Source organism: Schleiferilactobacillus shenzhenensis LY-73 (genome assembly GCF_000469325.1).
Taxonomy (GTDB): domain Bacteria; phylum Bacillota; class Bacilli; order Lactobacillales; family Lactobacillaceae; genus Schleiferilactobacillus; species Schleiferilactobacillus shenzhenensis.
In genome coordinates this window covers 12,059-33,648 of record NZ_KI271608.1, presented here as the reverse complement: position 1 = coordinate 33,648, position 21,590 = coordinate 12,059, and the positions used below count along the sequence as shown (strand labels likewise).

Annotated in this window: 26 protein-coding genes; 6 read left to right on the top strand and 20 right to left on the bottom strand. The window is 60.6% G+C overall.

The features are described from left to right. The 5 genes from L248_RS13340 to L248_RS13320 form a co-directional block, all read right to left on the bottom strand. Positions 1-681: ABC transporter substrate-binding protein (locus L248_RS13340; protein ID WP_245585313.1), on the bottom strand; the 681-nt coding region annotated here is incomplete at its 3' end. Continuing rightward, complete coding sequence (locus L248_RS13335; protein ID WP_022530787.1) at positions 671-2,200, bottom strand: AMP-binding protein; 1,530 nt, start codon at positions 2,198-2,200, stop codon at positions 671-673. The genes L248_RS13335 and L248_RS13340, both read right to left, overlap by 11 nt. After that, entirely contained in the window at positions 2,157-3,380 is a 1,224-nt protein-coding gene (locus L248_RS13330; protein WP_022530786.1) for an acyltransferase, read from the bottom strand. Before L248_RS13330 ends, L248_RS13335 begins: the two co-directional genes overlap by 44 nt. Next, positions 3,377-4,069 carry an ABC transporter ATP-binding protein gene (locus tag L248_RS13325; protein ID WP_022530785.1) on the bottom strand — a complete coding sequence of 231 codons (693 nt, stop codon included), beginning with the start codon at positions 4,067-4,069 and terminating at the stop codon, positions 3,377-3,379. The genes L248_RS13330 and L248_RS13325 overlap by 4 nt, the downstream gene beginning before the upstream one ends. Continuing rightward, positions 4,062-4,883 (bottom strand): ABC transporter permease subunit, encoded by an 822-nt coding sequence (locus L248_RS13320; protein ID WP_040536886.1) that lies wholly within the window; start codon positions 4,881-4,883, stop codon positions 4,062-4,064. Before L248_RS13320 ends, L248_RS13325 begins: the two co-directional genes overlap by 8 nt. A 185-nt stretch (positions 4,884-5,068) precedes the next feature. On the opposite strand from L248_RS13320, the gene L248_RS13315 reads away from it, so the two are divergent. From L248_RS13315 to L248_RS13290, 6 genes are all read left to right on the top strand, one after another. Further along, positions 5,069-5,698 (top strand): sugar O-acetyltransferase, encoded by a 630-nt coding sequence (locus L248_RS13315; RefSeq protein ID WP_022530783.1) that lies wholly within the window; start codon positions 5,069-5,071, stop codon positions 5,696-5,698. A gap of 113 nt (positions 5,699-5,811) precedes the next feature. After that, on the top strand, positions 5,812-6,720 hold the full coding sequence (locus tag L248_RS13310) for a 3-hydroxyacyl-CoA dehydrogenase (protein ID WP_022530782.1): 909 nt from the start codon (positions 5,812-5,814) through the stop codon (positions 6,718-6,720). A 110-nt stretch (positions 6,721-6,830) separates the two neighbouring features. Beyond that, a complete protein-coding gene (locus L248_RS13305) occupies positions 6,831-7,337 on the top strand; it encodes a GNAT family N-acetyltransferase (RefSeq protein WP_022530781.1) in 507 nt (168 codons plus the stop codon). A gap of 146 nt (positions 7,338-7,483) precedes the next feature. After that, on the top strand, positions 7,484-8,008 hold the full coding sequence (locus tag L248_RS13300) for a serine hydrolase (RefSeq protein WP_281169997.1): 525 nt from the start codon (positions 7,484-7,486) through the stop codon (positions 8,006-8,008). Between the two features lie 20 nt (positions 8,009-8,028). Continuing rightward, complete coding sequence (locus L248_RS16380) at positions 8,029-9,168, top strand: PrsW family glutamic-type intramembrane protease (protein WP_040536885.1); 1,140 nt, start codon at positions 8,029-8,031, stop codon at positions 9,166-9,168. Positions 9,169-9,302: 134 nt separating this feature from the next. Beyond that, complete coding sequence (locus tag L248_RS13290) at positions 9,303-9,995, top strand: hypothetical protein (RefSeq protein WP_155828676.1); 693 nt, start codon at positions 9,303-9,305, stop codon at positions 9,993-9,995. Between the two features lie 41 nt (positions 9,996-10,036). Here the strand turns inward: L248_RS13290 and L248_RS13285 are convergent, their stop codons facing one another. The 15 genes from L248_RS13285 to fabZ all read right to left on the bottom strand — a co-directional run bounded on the left by L248_RS13285 (position 10,037) and on the right by fabZ (position 21,473). Continuing rightward, positions 10,037-10,576 (bottom strand): biotin transporter BioY, encoded by a 540-nt coding sequence (locus tag L248_RS13285; RefSeq protein WP_022530777.1) that lies wholly within the window; start codon positions 10,574-10,576, stop codon positions 10,037-10,039. After that, entirely contained in the window at positions 10,573-11,361 is a 789-nt protein-coding gene (locus L248_RS13280; protein WP_022530776.1) for a biotin--[acetyl-CoA-carboxylase] ligase, read from the bottom strand. The genes L248_RS13285 and L248_RS13280 overlap by 4 nt, the downstream gene beginning before the upstream one ends. Before the next feature lie 2 nt (positions 11,362-11,363). Beyond that, positions 11,364-12,122 carry an enoyl-ACP reductase FabI gene (fabI, locus tag L248_RS13275; protein ID WP_022530775.1) on the bottom strand — a complete coding sequence of 253 codons (759 nt, stop codon included), beginning with the start codon at positions 12,120-12,122 and terminating at the stop codon, positions 11,364-11,366. Positions 12,123-12,153: 31 nt separating this feature from the next. Beyond that, positions 12,154-12,933 (bottom strand): carboxyltransferase subunit alpha, encoded by a 780-nt coding sequence (gene accA / locus L248_RS13270; RefSeq protein WP_022530774.1) that lies wholly within the window; start codon positions 12,931-12,933, stop codon positions 12,154-12,156. Beyond that, positions 12,930-13,784 (bottom strand): acetyl-CoA carboxylase carboxyltransferase subunit beta, encoded by an 855-nt coding sequence (locus L248_RS13265; protein ID WP_022530773.1) that lies wholly within the window; start codon positions 13,782-13,784, stop codon positions 12,930-12,932. Before L248_RS13265 ends, accA begins: the two co-directional genes overlap by 4 nt. Beyond that, positions 13,771-15,147, bottom strand: a complete 1,377-nt coding sequence (locus tag L248_RS13260) for an acetyl-CoA carboxylase biotin carboxylase subunit (protein WP_022530772.1) — start codon at positions 15,145-15,147, stop codon at positions 13,771-13,773. The genes L248_RS13265 and L248_RS13260 overlap by 14 nt, the downstream gene beginning before the upstream one ends. A 5-nt stretch (positions 15,148-15,152) precedes the next feature. Further along, entirely contained in the window at positions 15,153-15,578 is a 426-nt protein-coding gene (locus L248_RS13255) for a 3-hydroxyacyl-ACP dehydratase FabZ family protein (RefSeq protein WP_022530771.1), read from the bottom strand. Then, on the bottom strand, positions 15,575-16,069 hold the full coding sequence (locus tag L248_RS13250; protein ID WP_022530770.1) for an acetyl-CoA carboxylase biotin carboxyl carrier protein: 495 nt from the start codon (positions 16,067-16,069) through the stop codon (positions 15,575-15,577). Before L248_RS13250 ends, L248_RS13255 begins: the two co-directional genes overlap by 4 nt. A 1-nt stretch (position 16,070) precedes the next feature. Beyond that, the gene (gene fabF, locus L248_RS13245) at positions 16,071-17,309 is read right to left on the bottom strand and encodes a beta-ketoacyl-ACP synthase II (protein WP_281169996.1); all 1,239 of its coding nucleotides are present in this window, start codon (positions 17,307-17,309) and stop codon (positions 16,071-16,073) included. Between the two features lie 302 nt (positions 17,310-17,611). Next, positions 17,612-18,352, bottom strand: a complete 741-nt coding sequence (gene fabG, locus L248_RS13240) for a 3-oxoacyl-ACP reductase FabG (RefSeq protein WP_022530767.1) — start codon at positions 18,350-18,352, stop codon at positions 17,612-17,614. Continuing rightward, entirely contained in the window at positions 18,345-19,274 is a 930-nt protein-coding gene (locus L248_RS13235; protein ID WP_022530766.1) for an ACP S-malonyltransferase, read from the bottom strand. The genes fabG and L248_RS13235 overlap by 8 nt, the downstream gene beginning before the upstream one ends. A gap of 3 nt (positions 19,275-19,277) precedes the next feature. Further along, entirely contained in the window at positions 19,278-19,517 is a 240-nt protein-coding gene (gene acpP, locus L248_RS13230) for an acyl carrier protein (RefSeq protein ID WP_040536882.1), read from the bottom strand. Between the two features lie 50 nt (positions 19,518-19,567). Then, positions 19,568-20,530, bottom strand: coding sequence for a beta-ketoacyl-ACP synthase III (locus L248_RS13225; protein WP_022530764.1), 963 nt, complete (start codon positions 20,528-20,530; stop codon positions 19,568-19,570). Continuing rightward, positions 20,527-21,006 (bottom strand): MarR family winged helix-turn-helix transcriptional regulator, encoded by a 480-nt coding sequence (locus L248_RS13220; RefSeq protein ID WP_022530763.1) that lies wholly within the window; start codon positions 21,004-21,006, stop codon positions 20,527-20,529. The genes L248_RS13225 and L248_RS13220 overlap by 4 nt, the downstream gene beginning before the upstream one ends. A 20-nt stretch (positions 21,007-21,026) precedes the next feature. After that, positions 21,027-21,473, bottom strand: a complete 447-nt coding sequence (gene fabZ, locus L248_RS13215; protein ID WP_040536880.1) for a 3-hydroxyacyl-ACP dehydratase FabZ — start codon at positions 21,471-21,473, stop codon at positions 21,027-21,029. Positions 21,474-21,590: the final 117 nt, after the last annotated feature.

The following is a 21,590-nucleotide window of genomic DNA, read 5'->3' as shown; positions in this document are numbered from 1 at the left end:
CGAAATCAGGAAGTCCCGGTTCTTCGTGAGGCCGGTCCCGTTCGTCAGAAGGACAGCGCCGTTCTGGACTTGGGCGGTGGCGGTGTAAGGATCCCACGTCACCCATGCGTCCACTTGGCCCTTGGCAAAGGCAACACTGGCGGCGCTCTGGCTCATGTCCACCAGCGTCACGTCCTTCGTGGTCAGGCCGGCTTTCTTCAAAGCTTTAATGATCAGTGCTTGGGCCGCCGTGCCGGAGGTATAAGCGATCTTCTTGCCCTTCAGCTGGCTCAGCTTGGTGATGCCGGAATTTTTGCCCACCAGGATGCCGCTGCCGTATTCTTTCGTGGCACCGGCCGCGATGTAGGCAATGCTGGTACCGTTGGCCTGGGCGGTCACCGGCGGGGTATCGCCGGCCCGGGCATAGTCGATACTGCCGGCCTTCAGTGCGGTCATCAGCGCGGCGCCGTTCTGGAATTCCTTGAAGACGACCTTGTAACCCTTCGCCTTCATTTCCTTGACGAGTTCGCCCCGTTGGCGAGAAATATCCACCGGGTCGCCCTTCTGGTAGCCGATCGTCACTGTGGTGAGGCCGCTGCTGGTGCTGTCGGCGTGGACCTGACGGTAGCCGTAGAAGGCCACGCTGAGCCAAACCAGCAGTCCCAGGACCATCAGGATGAGGGAAAATCGTTTACGTTTCATTAGCGAGGCCTTTCTCCCGCAGTTCCGCCGTCAGTTGGGGACGGATCACCTTCCCGGTGGCGTTGCGGGGCAGCGTGGTACGGAAGATGATCGTGGTCGGCCGTTCGTACTTCGCCAAATGGGCGTGGGCGTAATGGGCCAGGGTCTGTTTCTGCTCGGCCTCGTGGACGCCGGGGGTGGTGCTCACCACCACGGCCGTCACGTTCTCGCCGTATAGCGGATCGGGCACGCCGACTACCGCCACTTGGGCGACGAAGTCCAGACCGTTCAAGACATTCTCCACTTCCGCCGGGGCGACTTTCTCCCCGCCGTGGCTGATGATCTCCTTCGTCCGGCCCTTGATGTATAAATAGCCGTCGGCATCGAAGGAACCCAGGTCGCCGGTACGGAACCAGCCGTGCCAGAAAGCATTGGGGTTCAGGTCTAAGTAATCGGTAATGACGTGGTCGCCGCGGACGATGATCTCGCCCAGAACATTGGGGGCGGTCGTCGGCTGCTGGTCCACCGGCAGCAGCTGGACTTCGGTGGCGTAAGGCTTGCCGGCGGACCCGATCTTCGGTGCCGCGAAGGGATTCACGGTGCACTGACTGACGGTCTCGGTCATGCCGTAGCCTTCGATCACCTGGGTATGGTACACCCGCTGGAAGGCCCGCAGCTTATCTTCCGGCAAGGCGAAGGAGGAGCAGCGGACAAAGCGCAGCCGCAGGTCGGGACTATAGGCGGCCCGGGCCCCGGCATTCAGTAACAGGATACTGATAATCGTCGGGACGACTGACGTCCAGGTGACGTGGTTGTCGCGCACCTGCTGCCAGAACAAGTGGGCACTGAACTGCGGCGCAATCACCAACTTGCCACCAGAGAGACGGGTGGATAGGACAGAAATAACTTGGGCGTTCACGTGGAACATGGGCATGACGACCAGCGCGGTATCGGTCTCGCTCATGTGGTGGCTGGCGATGTCGTGGCGGGCGGCGTTCAGCAGCTGACGGTGGGTAATGCCCACCCGCTTGGGCTTGCCGGTGGTACCGGAGGTCTGGAGAATCATGGCCAGGTCGTCCTCGTCGCCAACGGCGGGTTTCATCGTCGCCTTGTCCGCCGGCCAAACCGCCGGGGTGTAAAGGAAGAGTGGCGCTTGGGTATGCAGGGCGACGGGGGCATCGGTCCACCCCGCCGGCAGTACAGCCAGCCGGTCCGGGTCAGCGATGAAGGCTGGGTAGCGGTATTCTGCCCGGATGGCCAGGATCTGGGCCCCCGGCGTCGTCGCCGAGATGGGGTGGACCACAGCCCCCAATTCCCACAGGGCCTGGTTGATCACCAGGTGAACGGCGCTATTGGGCAGGCAGACCAGGACTACGTCGCCGCGGCCGATGGCGTGGGCGGTGAAGACGTCTTTCAAGCGCGCGACGTCCTCTTCCAGTTCGCGCCCAGTGAACCACTCGGCGCTGCCCTCGTCCCGGACGATGGGGTATTGACGGTTATTGATCAGTTGCAGAGACAGTTGATCGGTGAGGATACTCATGATCAAGCACTCCTTTCTTCACACCGGGGCCGCGTTGGGGCCGGCCAATCAGCCAGCCGAACGGGGCGACGCGGTAACAGAACCAAGCAATGAGAAATGACAAGCCAAGAACGAACATGTAACCCGCCGGCAGCAGGAGCAGCAGGGCCCCGTCACTCAGGTTCAGGGCACCCAGCGCCCCGCCGAGCAGGCTGACGGCAATCGTCTGGCAGAGATAGATGCCGAAGGACACCTTGGCACCGTTCTGGATCAGCCGGTCCCAGCCGTGGCGGCTGGTCGTCTGACGCCAAGCGGCGTACCGCCGGCCCAGCCAGAAGACAGTCATGATCATCAAGACGTCGTACACCGCCATGTAAGGCTGGTGGGGGGACACGGCGGCGGTGTGGCTCATCCCCAGTACCAGCCGGTTGAAGGCGTATAGGCCGATCGTCCCCAGGGACAGGACGCCGGTGGCCGCGGCAATGGCCTTGATGTGCCGGTCAATGAAGGCCACTACCTGCTGGTAATGCAGGGTCGTGTAGGCCCCGGCAACAAAGTAGAACTGGTAGGTGAACACGTTCACGCCGTAGGCCCGGAACCACCATAGCCAGCTGCTGGTATCCACGTGGGGCAGGCCGTACTTGATACCGGCCACGATGACCAATTGGAGAAGGAAACTCGTTAACAGGATGCGCCCGTGATGGGCCGTTTTCTTGAAGAGTAAACGCAGCAAGGGAAAGGCGAGGTACAGCTGCATCGTAACCATGAGGTAGTACAGGTAGAACTGATTGCCGTGAAGCAGTGCCAATGCGTACGTACTGCCGAAGGACGCCCAGGTGAAGGCGCCGAGGCCCAGGGCCGTGGCCCCGACCAGCAGGATGGTGTTCCAGAGAATGTACGGCACGGTGACCGTCTTAAAACGTTTCAAGTAGAAAGTCGGCCAGTGAATATCCTTGGCGAAATACGCCAGCATCAGCACCAGGCCGGTCATGAACATGAAGCCCATCCGTGTGAAGTGGATCATCAGGTGGGTGGCCAGCAGCCCCAGGCGAATCTCGCCGCTGCTGGTCATCTGACTCTGGAAGATGGTGGTGGTATGGTTCAGCAGCACGCCGCCGATGAAGATGACACGCATGAGGTCGATCTCATGGAGATAGGGCCGGTGGGACTGAGCGGCCGGGCGGGCGGTTGCGGCGGTCATGGTGTCACCGCCGGCTGCAGAATGACCTGCAGCACGTCTTCGCCAACGCTGGCCACGACGGTCGGCCCTTGCCCCTTGGCTCCGGCAGTCTGGTAGACGTTGGTACCATCCTTGACGACGATGATCCAATCCGCCATCCGCGCGGCTTCCTGCACATCATGGGTAATGAGTAAGGAAGAAAGGTGCCGCTCCGCGCAGATGCGCATGATCAGGTCCTGCATGTTGCGCCGGGTCAAGGCGTCCAGCGCCCCCAGGGGTTCATCCAGGAGCAGCAGCTGGGGCTGGGCCAGCAGTGCGCGGGCTAATGCCAAGCGCTGCCGCTGACCGCCGGAGAGCTGCGCCGGATACAGGTCCGCCGCCTCGGCCAGGCCCACGGCGGCCAGCAGTTCGGTGACGGCCGGGTCGCGCAGGCCGAAACCCACATTGTCCTGAACGGAAAGCCAGGGCAGCAGCCGGTCGTTTTGAAACATCACCCGGGTGACGATGTGCGGGTCACGGTAGGCCAAGCGGCCGCTGGTGGGCTTTTCTAACCCGGCAATCAGCCGCATGATGGTACTCTTGCCGCCGCCGCTCATGCCCACCAGGGCGACGGTCTCGCCGGGGTAGAGCTGGAAGCTGACGTCGTGGATGGCGGTCCGTGCGCCGTACCGTTTTTCGATACTCTGTAAGGTCACGATCGGTTCAGCCATTGTGCGTCACCCCTTTCTCCCGCCAAGTCAGGAAGGTACTTTCTAACCCCTTGGCGATCAGGTCAGAGAGCTTGCCCAGCAGCGCGTAGAGGGCGATGCAAAGCAGAACGGTCTTCATATTCATGAACTCCTGGGCGTTGGTGGCCATGTAGCCGATACCCGAGGTCGAGGAGATCGTCTCGGCGACGATCAGTGTCGTCCACATCACCCCGAGGGCGTAGCGGACACCCATCAGAATGGTAGGCAAAGCGCCGGGGAAGATGACCTTGGTGAACAGCTGCCAGCGGGAGAGGCCGTAACTGCGGCCCATTTCCAGAAGTTCCGGGTCGCTGTTGGCAATCCCGTGATACGTATTAATGTAGATGGGGAACAGAACGCCGATGGCCACCAGGGAGATCTTCGCCGTCTCGCCGATGCCCAGCAGGATGATGACCACGGGAATCAGCGAGAGGTGGGGAATGTTGCGCAGCATCTGCAAGGGCGTGTCCAGCAAGGCCCGGCTGCGTTGAGAAAGGCCATTGGCCAACCCCAGGAGGAAGCCAGCGCTGCCGCCGATGGCGAAGCCCACCGTGGCCCGGTAGAGACTGATGCTGATGTTTTTCTGCAACGTGCCGCTCTGCCAGAGGTCTACCCCATCCTGAACGATCGCCCAGGGGCTGGGGACCAATGTGCTGGTGATGAGTCCGGTGCTGACGCTGAGCTGCCAGATGGCGAGGAACGCCACCGGCAGCAGCCAGGGCAGCAGCTTGTTGACCGGAAGCTGCCAGCGCCGCTGCTTTTTGGCACTGGTCGTGATCGTTGTGACGTTATCCATGACGGCCATCTCCTTCAATGCGAGTACTTGAATAGTTGATAGGTCTCACTTTAAGCAGCCAACCTTAATCCCAGCTTAAAACTGGTCTAGGTCATTGATGTTTCGCTTTTTGTTCACGTTTTGGCCACATTCTCCCCTGTGCTAGACTGGGAGCAAATATGCTTTACGAAAGGCGTGTCCCCCCAATGACAACAGAACGAGACAAGATGCACACCGGCGACTTGTACCTGCCCAACGACGACCAGATTATGCACGAGCAAATGCGGGCGCTGGATAAACTCTACGACTACAACCAGACCCGGCCGAGCGACACCGCGCAGCGGGCCGCTCTGCTGACTGAGATGTTTGCCGAAATTGGGGCGAACTGTTACATCGAACCGCCCCTCCACGCCAACTGGGCCGGTCATTTTGCCCATTTTGGCCACGATATTTACGCGAATTTCAACCTCACGCTGGTCGACGATACCCGTATTACCGTAGGCGATTACACGATGTTTGGCCCCAACGTCGTGCTGGCCACCGGCAGTCATCCGGTCCTGCCGGAATTACGCGCCAAAGCCTACCAGTACAATCTGCCTATTACCATTGGCCGTAACTGCTGGCTGGGCGCCGGCGTCATCGTCATGCCCGGCGTCACCATCGGCGACAATACCGTTATCGGGGCCGGCAGCATCGTCACCCGGGATGTTCCGGCCAACGTGGTCGCTTACGGCAACCCCTGCCGGGTCCAACGGGACATCGGCAAACTGGATAAGGAATTCTACTGGCGCGATAAGGCCATCGACTGGACCGCCATTGCGCCTGACAAGCCTTAATTACCAGCGGCATAGCCGCCATCGCTCAACCGTGCACATTATTTGCCTTGTTTTCGCGAGGCGCATATAATACTAATGTAAGCGCTTCACAATAACCGAAAGCAGGTGTATTTATGACCCTTCAAAAAGTAATGGTGGCCGGCGGCGGTACCCTAGGCAGTCAAATTGCCTTCCAGTCAGCCTTCCATGGTAAAGACGTTGTTTTGTACGATATCAGCGATGCGGCGCTGGCCCAAGCCCGGGAACGGCTGGAAAAACTGGCGCCGCAGTATCAGCTGGATCTGCGGGCGACGCCAGAATTGACCGACGCCGCCGAGGCCCGTATCCAGCTCACCACAGACATGGCCGCGGCCGCCAGTGACGCCGACCTCGTGATTGAATCCATTCCCGAAACGGTGGCTATCAAGGCCGCTTTCTATCAGCAGCTGGCGCCCTTGCTGCCGGCGAAAACCTTGATCGCCACCAACTCGTCCACTTTCTTACCCTCTCGCTTCGCCGCTGAAACCGGCCGGCCGGATAAGTACCTGGCCATGCACTTCGCCAACACCATCTGGCGGCGCAATACCGTCGAAATCATGGGCCACCCCGGCACCGATGTCGGCGTGGTGTCCGCCATCTTTGATTACAGCAAGGAGATCGGCATGATTCCCGTGATCCTGCACAAGGAACAGCCGGGGTATATTCTCAACTCGCTGCTGGTGCCGTTCATTAATGCCGCCTACAAGCTGTGGGGCACGGACGTGGCTGACGCTCATACCATCGACCGGGTGTGGATGCTCGCCACCGGGGCGCCCCGCGGTCCCTTCGGCGTCATCGACGTCGTCGGTCTGCGCACGTCATACGAGATCTTCTCCCAGCAGACGGACCCGGTCTCCATCGCCGTCGCAGCAAAGATCAAGGACCGCATCAACCGCGGCTATTTGGGCATGGAGAGCGGCCGCGGCTTCTATACGTATCCTGATCCGGAATATATGCAATCGGGCTTTTTGACCGGGGAGAGCCGGACCAAGACATTGCCATAAAGAGACGCCGAACCGCACCAGCGAGACTGGGACAATACGCCATGGGCGGGCCCGGCTCAAGCCGCTGCGAATTGGCCCCTGCCCCATCCTTTGTTTGAGGTGAAGTCATCATGGTCATAATCGACAGTCTGCGGGCCAGTGATATCGAAAAAATGGCGGCCGCCTTCGTTGCCCAGCATTGGGCGAGCCGCAAGGCTGTCCTGTGGCAATATTTGAAAGAACAGGACCACGGCCTGCGCCAGGTCTTCGTTGCCCGCGCCCCTGACGGTGACCCTTTGGGCTACGTGACGCTCTGCCCCCAGGCAGCGAACGGCCCCTTTCGCGAGACCGGTTATCCGGAAGTTGTCGACTTCAACGTCTTCATGCCGTACCAGCATCAAGGCATCGGCACCCAACTGCTTGCAGCGGCAGAAACAGCAGCGGCTGAGCTAGCCCCCGTCGTCACCCTGGGTGTCGGCCTCCATGCCGGCTACGGCCCTGCTCAGCGGTTGTATATCCGCCGGGGCTATGTACCAGACGGCTCTGGCGTCTGGTACCAAGACCAGCCCCTGCCAGAGGGTGCAGTTTGCCGGAACGATGATGATTTGGTGCTGTACATGGCCAAGAACTTGGGCTGACCGCTCGCCTGCCCAGCTCGACGATAAGTGACGGGCCGGCAGCCAATCCGCCAAGCACACTGACATTTCTCAGTGTGCTTTTTTTATACCGCGCTGTCGGCCCGCAACTGTTGCATATTTGCACTTTCTCTCAATGACAACATGGTATCTGTTACCCTAATACCGACATCATGACCCACATGATGGTCGATTCGGACAACATGGCGGCCAATGTCATGATTGATTTTTTGGGCGGTCTCGCACCCATCAATCGTGAAATTCGCAAATTGGGATGCACCGGCACTTTTCTGGAACGTAAACTGATGGATACCGATGCGCTGGCTGCAGGCAAAGACAATATGACCAGCGTTGATGATTTGGGCGGGGCACTGATTGCTATCTACAATGGTAAACTCATCAGCAGTGACGCCGATAAACAAATGCTCAAGATTATGGCACAGAACAAGAACCACGAAAAGCTCCCTGCCAAGGTCACCAACGCGACTGAAGTTTACAATAAGACCGGTGAATTTGCCCAATTTGGCGTCGAAAATGACGCGGCCATCTTCGTTGGCAAACGGCACACCTTCGTTGTCGCCGTCATGTCCCAGAACGGTCACAGCCAAGAACAGATTCAAGCCGAAAGTGACCTGGGAGAACAACTCGCGACGTTGATGCTCCCAACGGCCTAAGAGAAAGGATGCCACCCTGAATGAAATTCTGTCCTCATTGCGGTCAAGCGCTGAAGCCTGGCGCTAAGTTCTGTCCCCACTGCGGCTATCGTTTACGCCCGGCCAGCCAGCCGGCCGACAGTCACCCCGCACCAGCACAACCGGCACCCACTCCGACCCCAACCTCAGCGCCCACACCCACACCGCCTGACACCCCGCCCCAGCAGCCGACCTCAACAGGGGCCATCACCGCTACCATGAAGCTGGTTTTTTCAGAGGTCTTCAAGAAGCATACGCAAGCAGAAGCAGAAGAAATTTTTATTGCCGGTACCCAGACCACGACGCCGCGGCTTCGCGACATCAAGTCTGACTGGGGCCGGCCTTGGCTCTTTGCCCGCGTCTTTGCCCTTTTTGGCATCAGCTTCAGTGTGTTGTTATACGTGGCCCTGGATTACAACAACACGCTGATGATTCCTGGCGTGATCCTGACGGGGGCGTTTGCTGTCCCTTTGAGCGCGCTGGTCTTCTTCTTCGAAATGAATGTCTATAAAAACATCAGCTTCTACGAGACGCTCAAAGTCTTTTTCCTCGGCGGCGTGCTTTCTCTCATGGTCACCATGATTCTCTATCAATTCGTCTCGTTTTCCGCGCAGGAACAGTATTATGGCACCTATACTTGGGGCGACACGATCAGTATCGGCGTAGCGGAAGAATTAGGAAAAGTGATTATCGTGGCCTACTTTGTGCGCCAACGCAATTATTCGTACATTTTGAATGGTATGCTGCTGGGGGCGACGATTGGGGCAGGCTTTGCAGCTTTCGAAACAGCGGGATACATTTACAATGCTGGCAATCAACTACTAGACGTCGCCATCCTCAGGGCAATTACCGCCGTGGGCGGCCATATCGTCTGGACGGCCATCACCGGGGCAGCCCTCGTCGCCGTGAAGAAAGACGCGGAGTTTCGGGCCGGGATGCTGTTTCAGAGTAAATTCCTCATGTATTTTGCTGCTGCCGTCGCGCTCCACGCCCTCTGGGATAAACAAGCCAGCGACAGCGATTGGCTGTTCACTGTCGTCCTCGTGACGTTGATCGGCTGGGGCATTTTGTACCGGTTAATGGGTGAAGGCCTATTGGAAATTAAAACGCGCCAGGTGCAGATTTCACCAGCGCGTCATTGAGATTCGTACCGTCAAAGAACCATAAGGGGGAGAATCGTTTCGTGATCAAAATATGTGTCAAGTGCGGGTTCCATAACGTGGCCCAAGCCAATTATTGTATTCATTGCGGTGCCAAGTTGGGTGAAGCAACTTCCGTGGCTAACTTGGCTGTGAATCAAACCGGTTTAATGGGCAAGAACGAAAATGTTGGGAATCCTGAACCCAGGAAGATATCGGCAGCAACTGCACCGCCCCGCCCCGTGCCCCCGGCTGATCCGCCCGCCGCACAAACCATCCCGTCGGCAAGTCAGGCAGCCGCAGTGGTCACGGCTCAACATGACGACAACCGTAATAGCCGGCGCGTCTTTTGGTTCATCATCGCCATTTTCGCTGTCGGCTTCGTCATCGTTTTGGGCCTGGCCAGTGCCCAAAATACACTGCCGGCGGGTTACGATTCCACTGACGACGTCTTGACCTTGGCTGGGGAAACCAAGAAAGCCAATGAAGACATCCAAACATACAGCGGCTATGGCCAGCTTGCTGCGGGAATCGCCGGCCGACCAGACGAACGGCCTGATGCTGTAATCGTCATGAAAAACAGCGGCACGGGACGCTTCGTCTTTAAATACAATAATCACCCGGTCTATCTCATTCGCGTTTTGACCCGCCAATACGATAATGGTGATTACGACTATGTCACCGTCGGGTTAGGCGTGACCGAGGACGATAGCGGCACGAGATATGAAAAAGTGCTGCCCAAATCATTCAAGGACGACAACGCAGAAGAAGGCCACAGTTATGACTTTGACGATTATGATACCAACTACGCCGTAACCGACGACGATTAAAAAAGGCCTCATCACGAGGCCTGCTTCAGTCAGATCAATCATTATTGCGCGGCTAAACGCAGCTGCCGCATTCTTTCTGTCACCAAAACCGCCAAGACAGTCTTCAGCGTATCACCAGGGACAAAAACCAAACTCGCTAACACCGCACTCATCAGCGGCAAGTGTAGGCCAACGCAAAGCCACAGGGCGCCCAGGCCATCCACCAAGACAACGCCCACCAGCCACAGCAGCCCGCCGCGCTGCCAGCCGGCGGCTCGGGCCCCTAGCAAACGCCGGCCGCCGCCATACACCGCCGGCGTGACGAGCCAGCCCAGCAGGAAGCCGCCGCTGGCGCCATAGAACACGCCGATGCCTGCAGTCCGGCTGGATAAGACCGGCAGCCCGACTAAAACCAGCAGGAAGAACAAGCCCACTGCGATGCTGCCCCGTTTCGGCCCCAAGATGGCTGCCGCCAGCAGCACGCCGAGGTTCTGCAGCACGATTGGTACCGGCAGGAAACCCAGCGGAAGCGGCGGGATAAACCCGAGCGCAATCAATAATGCGGTAAACAAGCTGATGCGGGCAATATCGCGCGGTTTCATACGGCTGCACCGTCCTCATAGAGGCTCACCGGCAGGATCACCCGGGTGACTTCCCCCGCGGTCAGCACCCGCTGGGTCCCATCCGCTAAGGTCAGGACCAAGGCCCCCAGTGCATCGATGGCCGTGGCCGTCCCGCGAAGCGTCTGGTTGCCCACCGCCACGGTGACCGGCTGGCCGATCATGCTCGCCAAGGCCCGGTATTCCGGGAGAAAACCGCCCGTATGGTAGGCTGGCACAAATGCGGCTAACGCATCCAGCAGGCCGGCAACCACGATGTTGCGATCCACTGCCCGGTCTGTCACGGCCCCTGCCTTCAGTTGCAGTGCCGGCGGAAACTGGGCCGTAAACAAGTTCAGGCCAATCCCAATGACCACCCCGCCGGCGGTTTCCTCCACGAGGATGCCGCCGACTTTCTTGTGGTCCACCAAAATATCATTGACCCATTTCACGTGAAACACGGTCAGCGGAAAGAAGCGCTGCAGCACGTTGACCACCGTGACCGCTGCGCCAGTCGTTAACAGACCCGGGGTCAACGGGGCGACGGCTGTCGCGGGGACGAGCAGGCTCAAGTAAATCCCGCTGTCTGCCGGTGAGAAAAACGACCGGCCCCGTTTGCCGTACCCGGCAGTTTGCCTTTCTGCCAAAAAAGCGTGCGGTGCGGTGGTTTGATGATGGGCGGCATAATCCTTCGCGTACCCCGACGTAGACGGCAGTGTCGGGAACAGGCTGACCGGCACTGCCGGTCCGGCTTGCCACGCGGCAATGGCCGCGGCGTTCAATGGCATACTCAGATCAGATGCACCCCTTTATCCACGTAAACCACGTCGCCGGTCATCCCGGTGGCCAGGTCGGACATCAGGAAGGCCGCCACGTTGCCGATCTCAGCGGTAGTCACGCTAACATCGTCCACGGTTCGGTCCTGGGACATCTTCAACAGTTCGCTATGGTGCTTGATGCCGGTCACCGCCAGGGTCTTGACCGCCCCGGCGGAAATGGCGTTGACGCGGATGTGCTGGGGACCCAGCTCGGCTGCTAAGTAGCGCATGCTGCTCTCCAAGGACGCCTTGGCGACGCCCATCATATTGTAGTTGGGAATGGCCCGCTCGGAACCAAAGTAGGTCATGGTCACCAGCCCCGCCGGATCGTTCAGGATCGGCTGGGCGTAGCGGGCGACGGCGATGAAGGAATAGGCGCTGATGTTCTGGGCCAAGTCGAAGCCGTCTTTCGTCGTGTGGACCAGGCCGTTTTGCAGCGTGTCCCGGTCGGCGTAGGCGATGGCGTGGAGGACACCGTCGATCTTGCCGTACTGGTCGCCAATGCCTTTGAACGCCGCCTCAATGTTGCTGTCCGCCGCCACGTCGCATTCAACCAGGGGATAGTCCTCAGGGACGAAGCGGGCTAAGCTCTTCTTTATGCGGTCGTTTTGATACGTCAAGATCACGGTCGCGCCTTGGTCGTGCATCGCCTGGGTGCAGCCCCACGCGATACTGCGGGGATTCGCCACCCCCATCACAACGATTTGTTTCCCAGTCAATAATCCTGCCATAAGTTAATTTACCTGCTTTCTTGATTCACGATTAGAAATGCCGATACCGGGCGTGCCGGCGGGCGAGTAAGTCTTCTGGCGAAAGGGCCAGCAATCCGGTCAGGCGGGCGTGGATAGCCTTCGCCAGGTCCTGGGCCTGGTCGGCGTTGGCCACCTCCGTCACGACCCGGTCCACGATGTGCTCTGCCAACAGTTCCTTCGGCGTCAAGCCCAACTTAGCGGCGGCTTCCGGCGCCCGCGTGGCGTCCTTCCACATAATGCTGGCGTAGCCCTCCGGCGAAAGGATCGCATAGGTGCTGTGCTGGAACATCCACACCTCGTCCCCACATGCCAAAGCCAGGGCGCCGCCGCTGCCGCCTTCCCCCACGATGACGCTGAGGATCGGCGTGGGCAGCTGCATCCCTTCCAGCAAGCAGCGGGCAATCGCCTCGCCCTGGCCGAAGTCTTCGGAATGTTTATCGGGGAAGGCCCCAGGCGTATTGATCAAGGCCAGGACCGGGCGGCGGAACTTGGCCGCTTCTTTCATCAGCCGCAAGGCCTTGCGGTACCCCTCGGGTAAAGCACTGCCGAAATGGCGGGCAATGTTCTCTTGGGTCGTGGCCCCTTTCTGAATGCCGACGATGGTGATGGGCAAGTCGCCCAGCTGGCCGATGCCGCCAATCAATGCGGGGTCGTCGCCGCCGGTGCGGTCCCCATGCAAGGGAAAGAAATCCGTCACCAAGTCGTCGATCAGGGTTTGGATGGGTATCTTGGTCGTGGCCCGGGCGGCTTGGACAGCCGCGTAGGCCCGGTGCTCACGCTGCGTCTTCATGCGCTGGTCACCGCCTTCGCTGGGGCCGGCTGGTGCCAGCGCAGCAAGCGGGCCAACACCGTTTTCTGCTGGTCCCGGGGCACAATGGCGTCAATAAAGCCGTGCTCCAAGACCGTTTCCGCCCGTTGAAAGTCCGCCGGCAGCTGCGCGTGGATGGTCTGCTCGATCACCCGGCGGCCGGCAAAACCGACCAGGGCATGGGGTTCGGCGAGAATGATGTCCCCTTGCTGGGCAAAGGAGGCGGTCACACCGCCGGTGGTCGGGTCGCACAAGACCGTGATGTACAAAAGCCCGGCGGCACTATGGGCGGCCACGGCCTGGGAGACCTTCGCCATCTGCATCAGCGACACGATTCCCTCTTGCATGCGAGCGCCGCCGGAAGCCGTGAACAGGACGACGGGCGCGTGGGCCTTAGTGGCGTCCTCGAACAGCCGGGTGATTTTCTCCCCAGTGGCACTGCCCAACGATCCCATGATGAAGAACGGGTCCATGATGCCAGCGGCGAAACGCTGATCAGCGATGGTGGCCCAGCCCGTCAAGACACTTTCCTTGAGCTTCGTCTTCTTTTCCGCTTGGGCAATTTTGGCCCGGTAGGCCGGATCAGTAAACCGGTCGGGTACCGTAATGTCCGCGTGGGTCTCGGCGAAGGTGTCGAAAAGCAGCTTCACCCGTTTGCGCGCCGTGATCCGCAGGGCATAACCACACCCAGGGCAAGTCATGCAGCGGCCCGCTTGGAAGCGGAAGAACGTCTTGCCGCAGACCGGGCAGCGCTGGGCCAACCGGTCCGGGATCGCTTGCCGCCGTTTCTTCAACTCGGCCGCAGTGGGCGGGGTGAACTTAGGCTGTAACATCCGCATCCTCCTTCCAACGCGGCAGGAACGCCGTCGTAATAAAGTCAGTGGTACACGTTCCGGCGGCGAATTCCGGTGTCGCCAGGAGCGCCAGCAGGAAATCACGGTTGCTGGCGATGCCCAGCAGCTGACACTCGCGCAGCACCCGGGCCATCTTGGTCCGCACCGCAGCGGCATCCCGCCCGTGAACGATCAGCTTGGCAATCATCGCATCATAGTAGGGCGGCACCGCACTGCCGGTGGTCACGCCGGTGTCAATGCGCACGCCCAGCGTCCCGGTGGGCAGATACAGCTTATGCAGGGTCCCCGGCGACGGCCGGAAGCCATGCCGCGGGTCTTCGGCATTGATGCGGCATTCCAGCGCATACCCCTGCACGGCCGCATCCGCTTGAGTGAAGGGCAGCGCTTCGCCGGCGGCCACCCGGACCATCGCCTTGATCAGCTCCAAGCCGGTGACTTCTTCGGACACCGTATGTTCCACTTGGAGCCGGGTATTCATTTCGAGAAAATAGAAATGATGGCGGCTGTCCATCAAGAATTCAAACGTACCGGTGTTGGTGTAGCCGATTTGCTGGCAAGCCTTGACGACGATGGCCCCGAGTTTGGCCCGTTCTGCGGCGGTGATCGCCCGGCAGGGACTTTCTTCCATCACCTTCTGGTGGTGCCGCTGCAGCGAGCAGTCCCGCTCGGGCAGGTACACGACATGGCCTTGGCTGTCGGCCATCACCTGCACCTCGATGTGCTTGGCGCGGGTGATCAGCTTCTCGATATAGAGCCGGTCATCACCGTAATTCAGGCGGGCTTCGCGCTGGGTCTCGCGGAACGCCGCCGGCAGGTCCGCCGTCGTCTGGACGGTGCGGATACCCTTGCCGCCGCCGCCCTCGGCCGCCTTGAGCAGCACCGGGAAGCCGATGCGCTGGGCGACCGTCACCGCGGCGGCAACATCCCGCACGGTCCCGTCGGAGCCGGGGATCACCGGCACCCCGCTGGCCTGCATGGTCTGGCGGGCATTGGCCTTGTCCCCCATGCGGTCGATCACCTCCGGGCGGGGCCCGATGAAGGTCACGTGGCAGGCGGCACACAGGCGGGCGAACTCGGCGTTCTCAGAAAGAAAGCCATAGCCCGGGTGGATCGCTTCGCAGCCGGTGAGATTGGCGGCGCTCAAAATCTGGGACATGTTCAAATATGATTCTGCCGGCTGCGGGCCGCCGATACAAATGGCCTCATCAGCCAGCTGGACGAACAGCGCGTCTTTATCCGCACTGGAATACACCGCCACGGCGGTAATTCCCAGTTCGTGGAGCGCACGGATGATCTGCACGGCAATCTCACCGCGATTGGCCACCAGGACCTTCTTAAACATGGACCTCATTCCTTTCCGGAAATGGCTAATATCAATTGGGCCGCGACCACGACGCGGCCGCCCCGGGTAATTTGCCCATTGCCGATACCGAAGGGCCGCTTCAGCTTGGCCAGTGTCATCGTCAGGGTCAGCGCATCGCCCGGCCTGATGCTGTCATAAAACTGGGCATCGCGGATGCCGCCGAAGAGCACGTCGTCATGGGCAAACGCCGGCAGGGCCAGCACCGCCGCGACGCCGGTCTGGGCTAACGCCTCAATCAGCAGCGGCCGAGGCATCGTCAAATGATCCGCCGGCCGACCAGCAAAAAACCACTCGTTGATCGTCACCTGCTTACGCGCGGCGGCCATTTCTCCTGGCACGACCGCGGTGAACGTATCGATCAGTTGAAAGGGATACCGTTGGGGGATGACGTCTTGTACAGCGGGGATCATTGCCCATCACCGTCCGGCTCAATCACAACAACCGGTTCGTCATACTCCACCATCGTCCCGTCCTTGACCAGCTGTTTGCGCAGTGTACCGCTGAGGGGGCTGGGCACCTCATTGATCATCTTCATTGCTTCAATGACAAAGATCGTCTCGCCTTTGTCCACGTGGTCCCCAATTTGTTTGAACGGCGGCTTATCCGGTGCCGCGGCGAAGTAGGCCACGCCGACCAGGGGGGCGGTCACAGGGGTACCATCAGCCGCCGGGGCAGCTGGCTGGCCGTCTGCTGGCGCCGCTTTGTCCGCTGTGCTGGCCGGGTCCGCCGGGGCCGGTGCAGCCGCGGCAGCTGCCGGACTGGCGGGACTGTTGGCCACCACTGGGGCAGCTTGGGCCCGTTTAGAAAATGCCAGGTGCAGATCACCCTGGGTCATTTCGAACTCTTGCAAGCTCGATTGGTCGAACTTGGCCAATAAGCGTTCAATGTCCTTTTCTTCCATCTCAGTCACTCGCCTTCTTGAACGCCAGGACCGCATTGTGGCCGCCGAAGCCGAAGGAATTGCTCAGCGCGTAGCGGACGGGGGTGTGCTGGTTCTCGGCATTGACCAGGGTCACCGGACATTCGGGGTCTTGGTCAGAAACGCCCACGTTCATAGGCAGTTCCTGCCGCTGAAGCGCACCGACACAGGCCACGGCTTCAATCGCTCCGGCGGCGCCCAGCAAATGCCCGGTCATGCCCTTGGTACTGGAAACCAGAACGTGGCGGGCGGCGCCGAAGAGCCGGTGAATGGCCTGGGCCTCCGCACTGTCGTTGGCCTTGGTGGCGGTGCCGTGGGCGTTGACGTAATCCACGTCGGCCGGCGTGATCCCGGCCTCGGTCACCGCTTGAGCCATGGCCCGCTGCGCACCGGCCCCGGTGGGATCGGGGGCCGTGATGTGGTAGGCGTCAGAGGTCGATCCATAGCCCACCACTTCCGCGAGAATATGGGCGCCGCGCTTCACGGCGTGGGTCAGCGTCTCGAGGATCAGGGCCGCCCCGCCCTCGCCCAGCACGAAGCCGTTGCGGTGGACATCGAAGGGCAGCGACGCCTGGGCCGGGTCAGTGGCCCGGGACAGGGCAGTCAGGGCGGCGAAACCGGCGATGCCAATCTCGTTGACCGAGGCCTCCGAGCCGCCGGTGATGATCACGTCGGCTTTGCCCTGCTTCAGGTACTCGAAGGCATTGCCGATGGCGTTGGTGGCCGAGGCGCAGGCGGTGACGATGGCTTGACTGGTATTCTTGGCATTGAAGGCAATGCTCAGGTGGCCGGCCGCCATATTGATGATGCTGTTGGGGACGAACAGCGGGGAGACCCGCCCCGGCCCTTTCTCATGCATCTTGATGACCTGTTCCTGAATGGTGGTCAGACCGCCGATACCGGAACCCCAGATGACACCGAGATTCTCCGGATCCACCCCTTCCTGGTCCAGCCCAGCCATGGCCATCGCTTCGTAGGCGCTGTAGAGCGCATAGGTAGAAAAGAGGTCGCTGCGCTTGGCGGTCTTGCGGTCGACCCGCTTGGTCGCCTCGAAATCTTTCACTTCGCCGGCCATGGTCACGCCGGTCTGGCTGGCGTCAAACTTAGTAATAGGGGCGATGCCGAGCTTCCCGGCCATGAGGTGGTCGAGAAAGGTGGGGACATCGTTGCCGATGGGGGTAACGGCCCCCATGCCGGTTACTACGACGCGTTGTGCACTCAAAATTGTCACGTATCCTTTCTCACTGGGTATATCGATTTGCCGCTTACAGTCGCTCCGCCCGCCCGGGGCATTGGGCTGGAACGCCGTGGGCACGACTTTGAGCCAATGCAAAGGGCGCATTGTCTCAAAGCTCGGCCTTGTTGTAGGCGGCAAAGCCGCCAACAACAATTTCACGGCTGAGCCCATGCCCCGGGCGGGCTCCGCTTAGTTCTAACGGTAATTCATATCACCCGTTCATTTTGTTCACCGTCACAACAATCGATGATGGGTAGTCGAGCGGGGACGCGGGCCATGTTCCATTACTAAATCGTCAGTCCGCCGTCAATGCTAACGACCTGCCCCGTAATGTAAGTGTTGCGGGCTAGGAAAGCAACGACATCGGCGACTTCGGCGGGTTCGCCGAAGCGCTTGAGGGGAATGCCGGCGGCGGCTTCGGCTTGGCGTTTGTCGCTCATGCCGGCCGTCATGGCGGTGCGGATCATGCCCGGGGCGACGGCGTTGACCCGAATGCTGCGCAGGGCACCTTCCCGGGCGGCGGTCTTGGTCAGGCCGATGATGCCGGCTTTACTGGCGGCGTAATTGGCCTGGCCGATATTGCCGTGGAGGCCGACGACGGAAGAAATATTCACGATACTGCCGCTGCGCCGTTTCTGCATCAGCTTCAGCGCGTACTTCGTCATCAGGAAGGTGCCGGTCAAATTGGTGCGGGCCACCGCGTCAAAGTCGGCGGCGGTCATCCGCGTCAGCAGCGTGTCCTTGTTGATGCCGGCGTTGTTCACCAATAAATCGAGCTGGCCGAATTGCGTCTGGACCTGACTGATCATGGCTTGGGCCGCGGTGTCGTCCGCGACATCGCCGACGACGACCGTCAGCGGTTGAAACACGGCGGCTAGCTCAGTTTGTTCTGCATCGGTCAACGGCCGGTGAACGTTCAATACGACGCGGTAGCCGTCCTGTTGCAGCCGCTCAGCGATCGCCCGGCCGATACCGGTGCGGGCGCCGGTGACTAAGGCCACTGGGGTGGGTTGCTTTTCTTCACTCATCAAATGCGCTCCAATTCTTGCGTAAATCGTTCAGCGTGGCCACGCTGTCCACGTGCCAGGCAGGCATGTTGGGCAGAATCTGGCGGGCAAACTTGGTCAGCGCCGAGCCCGGGCCGAGTTCCACCAAGGCGGTGGGACCGGCAGTCTGACTGGCTTGCAGGCAGGCGGCAAAATGGGTCGGGGTGATCAGCTGGCGGGTCAGTACCGCCGCTGCCGTATCTGGCGCAAACGGCGTGACGGTCGTGTTGCTCCAGACCGGAAAGGCATCGGCGGTAAACGGCACACCCAGCAGGCGCTGCGCCAGCTGGTCGCTGGCCGGCTGCATCAGCGGCGTGTGAGAGGCCATGGTCATCTTCAGAGGGACGACCCGCTTCACACCCTGGGCCTTGAGCTGCGTAATGGCAGCCGCAACGCCAGCGGGTGACCCGCCGATGACCGTCTGGCTGGGGGTGTTGTAGTTTGCGGGATAAACGGGACCGGCAGACACCGTCGCTGCGGCACAGGCTTCATCTACCATGGTAGCGTTACAGCGTAACACGGCGGCCATCACACCGGGGTGTTGGGCCCCTGCGTCATCCATATAGTGCGCGCGATCCCGCACCAGCGGGAACACGTCCTTCGCCGTTACCATGCCGCTGGCCGCCAGGGCACTGTATTCGCCCAGGCTCAAGCCCGCGGCCCCCTGGGGCAGCGGCATGTCCTGCCGCAGCACCCGGAAGACGCCCAGGCTCAAGGTGACGATGGCCACCGGCGCGTTGACCGGATCATTCCACGCGGCCGTTGCCGTCAGGTCGATCCCGGTAGCGGCGGCTGCCTGCTGCACCGTCTCCCGGTACAGCGGTTCTTGGGCATAGAGATCCCGTCCCATATCCGCGAATTGCTGCCCCTGCCCGCTGAACAATGCTGTCCAGTGTCGGCTCATAGGCTACGCCGCCAGCTGTTTTGTGACGTAATCGACCAGGTCGCCGACCGTCGCGATGCTCTCGTCGCTGTCGATCTCGATGTCGAACTCGTCCTCGATCTTGTCGATCACTTCGAACACGTCCAAGCTGTCTGCGTCCAGGTCTTCCTTGAAGTTGGTGGCCGGCGCGATGTTGCTGACGTCCTTTTCCAGTTGGTCCGCGATGATACCCTTGATCTTTGTCATAACGTCGTCTTTACTCATTGTAATTAACCTCTTTCGTTTGCGAATGTTCAGTTCAGAAAGGTGCAAAGTCAGTACCGCAGCACCACAGTGCCCACGGTCAGTCCGCCGCCGAAGCCGCAGCAGGCGACCACGTCGCCGCGCTGGATCGTCCCGTTGGCGATGTTCTCCGCCAGGAGCAGCGGTTCGCTGGCCGCCGCTGTGTTGCCCACCTGGGCAATGTTCAGCGGAAACTTGCTGGCCGGCTGGTCTAAGTCCTTGGCCACCTGGGCAACGATGCGGGCGTTGGCCTGATGCAGGCAGAAATGATCCACCTGGGCCAAGGTCAGCCCGGCGTTGGCCACGGCTTGGGTCAATGACCGGGGCACTTCCCGGACGGCGAAGGAATAGACCCGTCGGCCGTTCATGTGCAGGTAAGCGGCTTGGGGGTCATCCCCAGCGGCCAGCTGCCGGGCCGTTAACGCATCGCCCTGGTCGCCCAGGGTACGCAGGTCGGCGCCAAGATAAGCACCGGGGCCCCGGTTGCTGACCAGCACGCCGCCGGCTCCGTCGCCAAAAAGCACGGCGGTACTGCGGTCGTGCCAGTCCACCAAGCGGCTGAGTACCTCGCCGCCCAGGACCAGCCCGTACCTTTTCTCCGATCCCGCCAACAGCCGCTGCATCACGTGCAGGCTATAGACGAAGCCGGAACAGGCCGCGGACAGGTCGAACGCAACGGCGTGCCTGGCGCCGATACGGCCCTGGACTTGGGCCGCCGTGGCCGGTGTCGCGTAGTCCGGGGACATGGTGGCCACCAGGATATAGCTGAGCTGGTCCGCGCTGATCCCCGCTTGGGCAAGGAGCTGCTGCGCCACTGTGGTACACAGGGTGCTCGTGGTCTCTGCCGGACCGGCGATGTGCCGAGTGCGGATACCCGTGCGCTGCCGGATCCACTCATCGGAAGTATCCATGCGGGCGGCCAGATCGTCGTTGGTCACTGTCCGCTCTGGCAGGCAGCCGGCACTGGCCAGGATCGTGTAGGGCGTTGTTGTCATTTCTTCTGGGCCTCGTCTAAGAACTGCTCCAAGTTCATCAAGGCCTGCTTGATCAACTGGCGGTCGTCATCATCCATTCCGTGGAGAAAGCTCTTGACCAGCCGCCGGTGGAAGGCATCGTGGGTGCGGTACAGGAGCCGTCCCTTACTGGTCAGCCCCAGATTGATCACCCGCCGGTCCGCCGGGTTGCGCTGGCGAATCACGTAGCCCTTGCGCTCTAGATTATTCAAGTGGGCAGTCAAGGTCCCCTTGCTCATCCGGAACTCGTCGGCTACTTGGGTGGTCGTTTTATGGTCATGCAGGCCGATGGCGTGGACGATGTGCAGTTCCCGGGCGTTGATGTCCCGGAACCGGCTGCCTCGAATCTGCTGCTCTTCAAACCGCATAATATTGTCATACACATCCACTAAGGCATTGTTGATGTAGTTTTCGTCTTGTTTACGGGCGGCTTCCGCCGCAGCTTTCTCATCGATCATGGATCATAACTCCTCATCTCTTAGATCTTGGCCGCCGCCTCCTCCACGATGAAAGTCAGCTCGGCCTCGCAGGCCTTGTGTTCGCCAACCATGGCAACACACTGCACCTTCCCCATATTATCCTTCTGCTTGACCATGGTCACGTGCAGCTTGAGCACGTCCCCGGGCCGGACCACCTGGCGGAACTTGGCTTGGTGGATGGCGCCGAGATAAGCGGTCTTGCCCTGGAACTGAGGCGTCTTCAGAATCAGGATCGACGCGGCCTGGGCCAGCGACTCGATCTGGAGCACGCCCGGCATGACGGGGTTGCCCGGGAAGTGGCCTTGGAAGAAATTCTCGTTGATGGTGACGTTCTTGGTGGCGACGATGGACTCACCGGGGGTCAATTCGTCGACGTAATCCATATAGAGGATCGGGTAACGGTTCGGGATCAGCTGCATGATTTGTGCAGCATCCAATACTGGCACGACACTCTTCCTTTCGCTCAGCGGCCCAATTAGTTTGAACATCAAACTATTGGGTGGAAATTGAGAACTGGGGACAACGCCGCTCCGCACGCTTGGTGAATTTGGGCTGAAACGCCA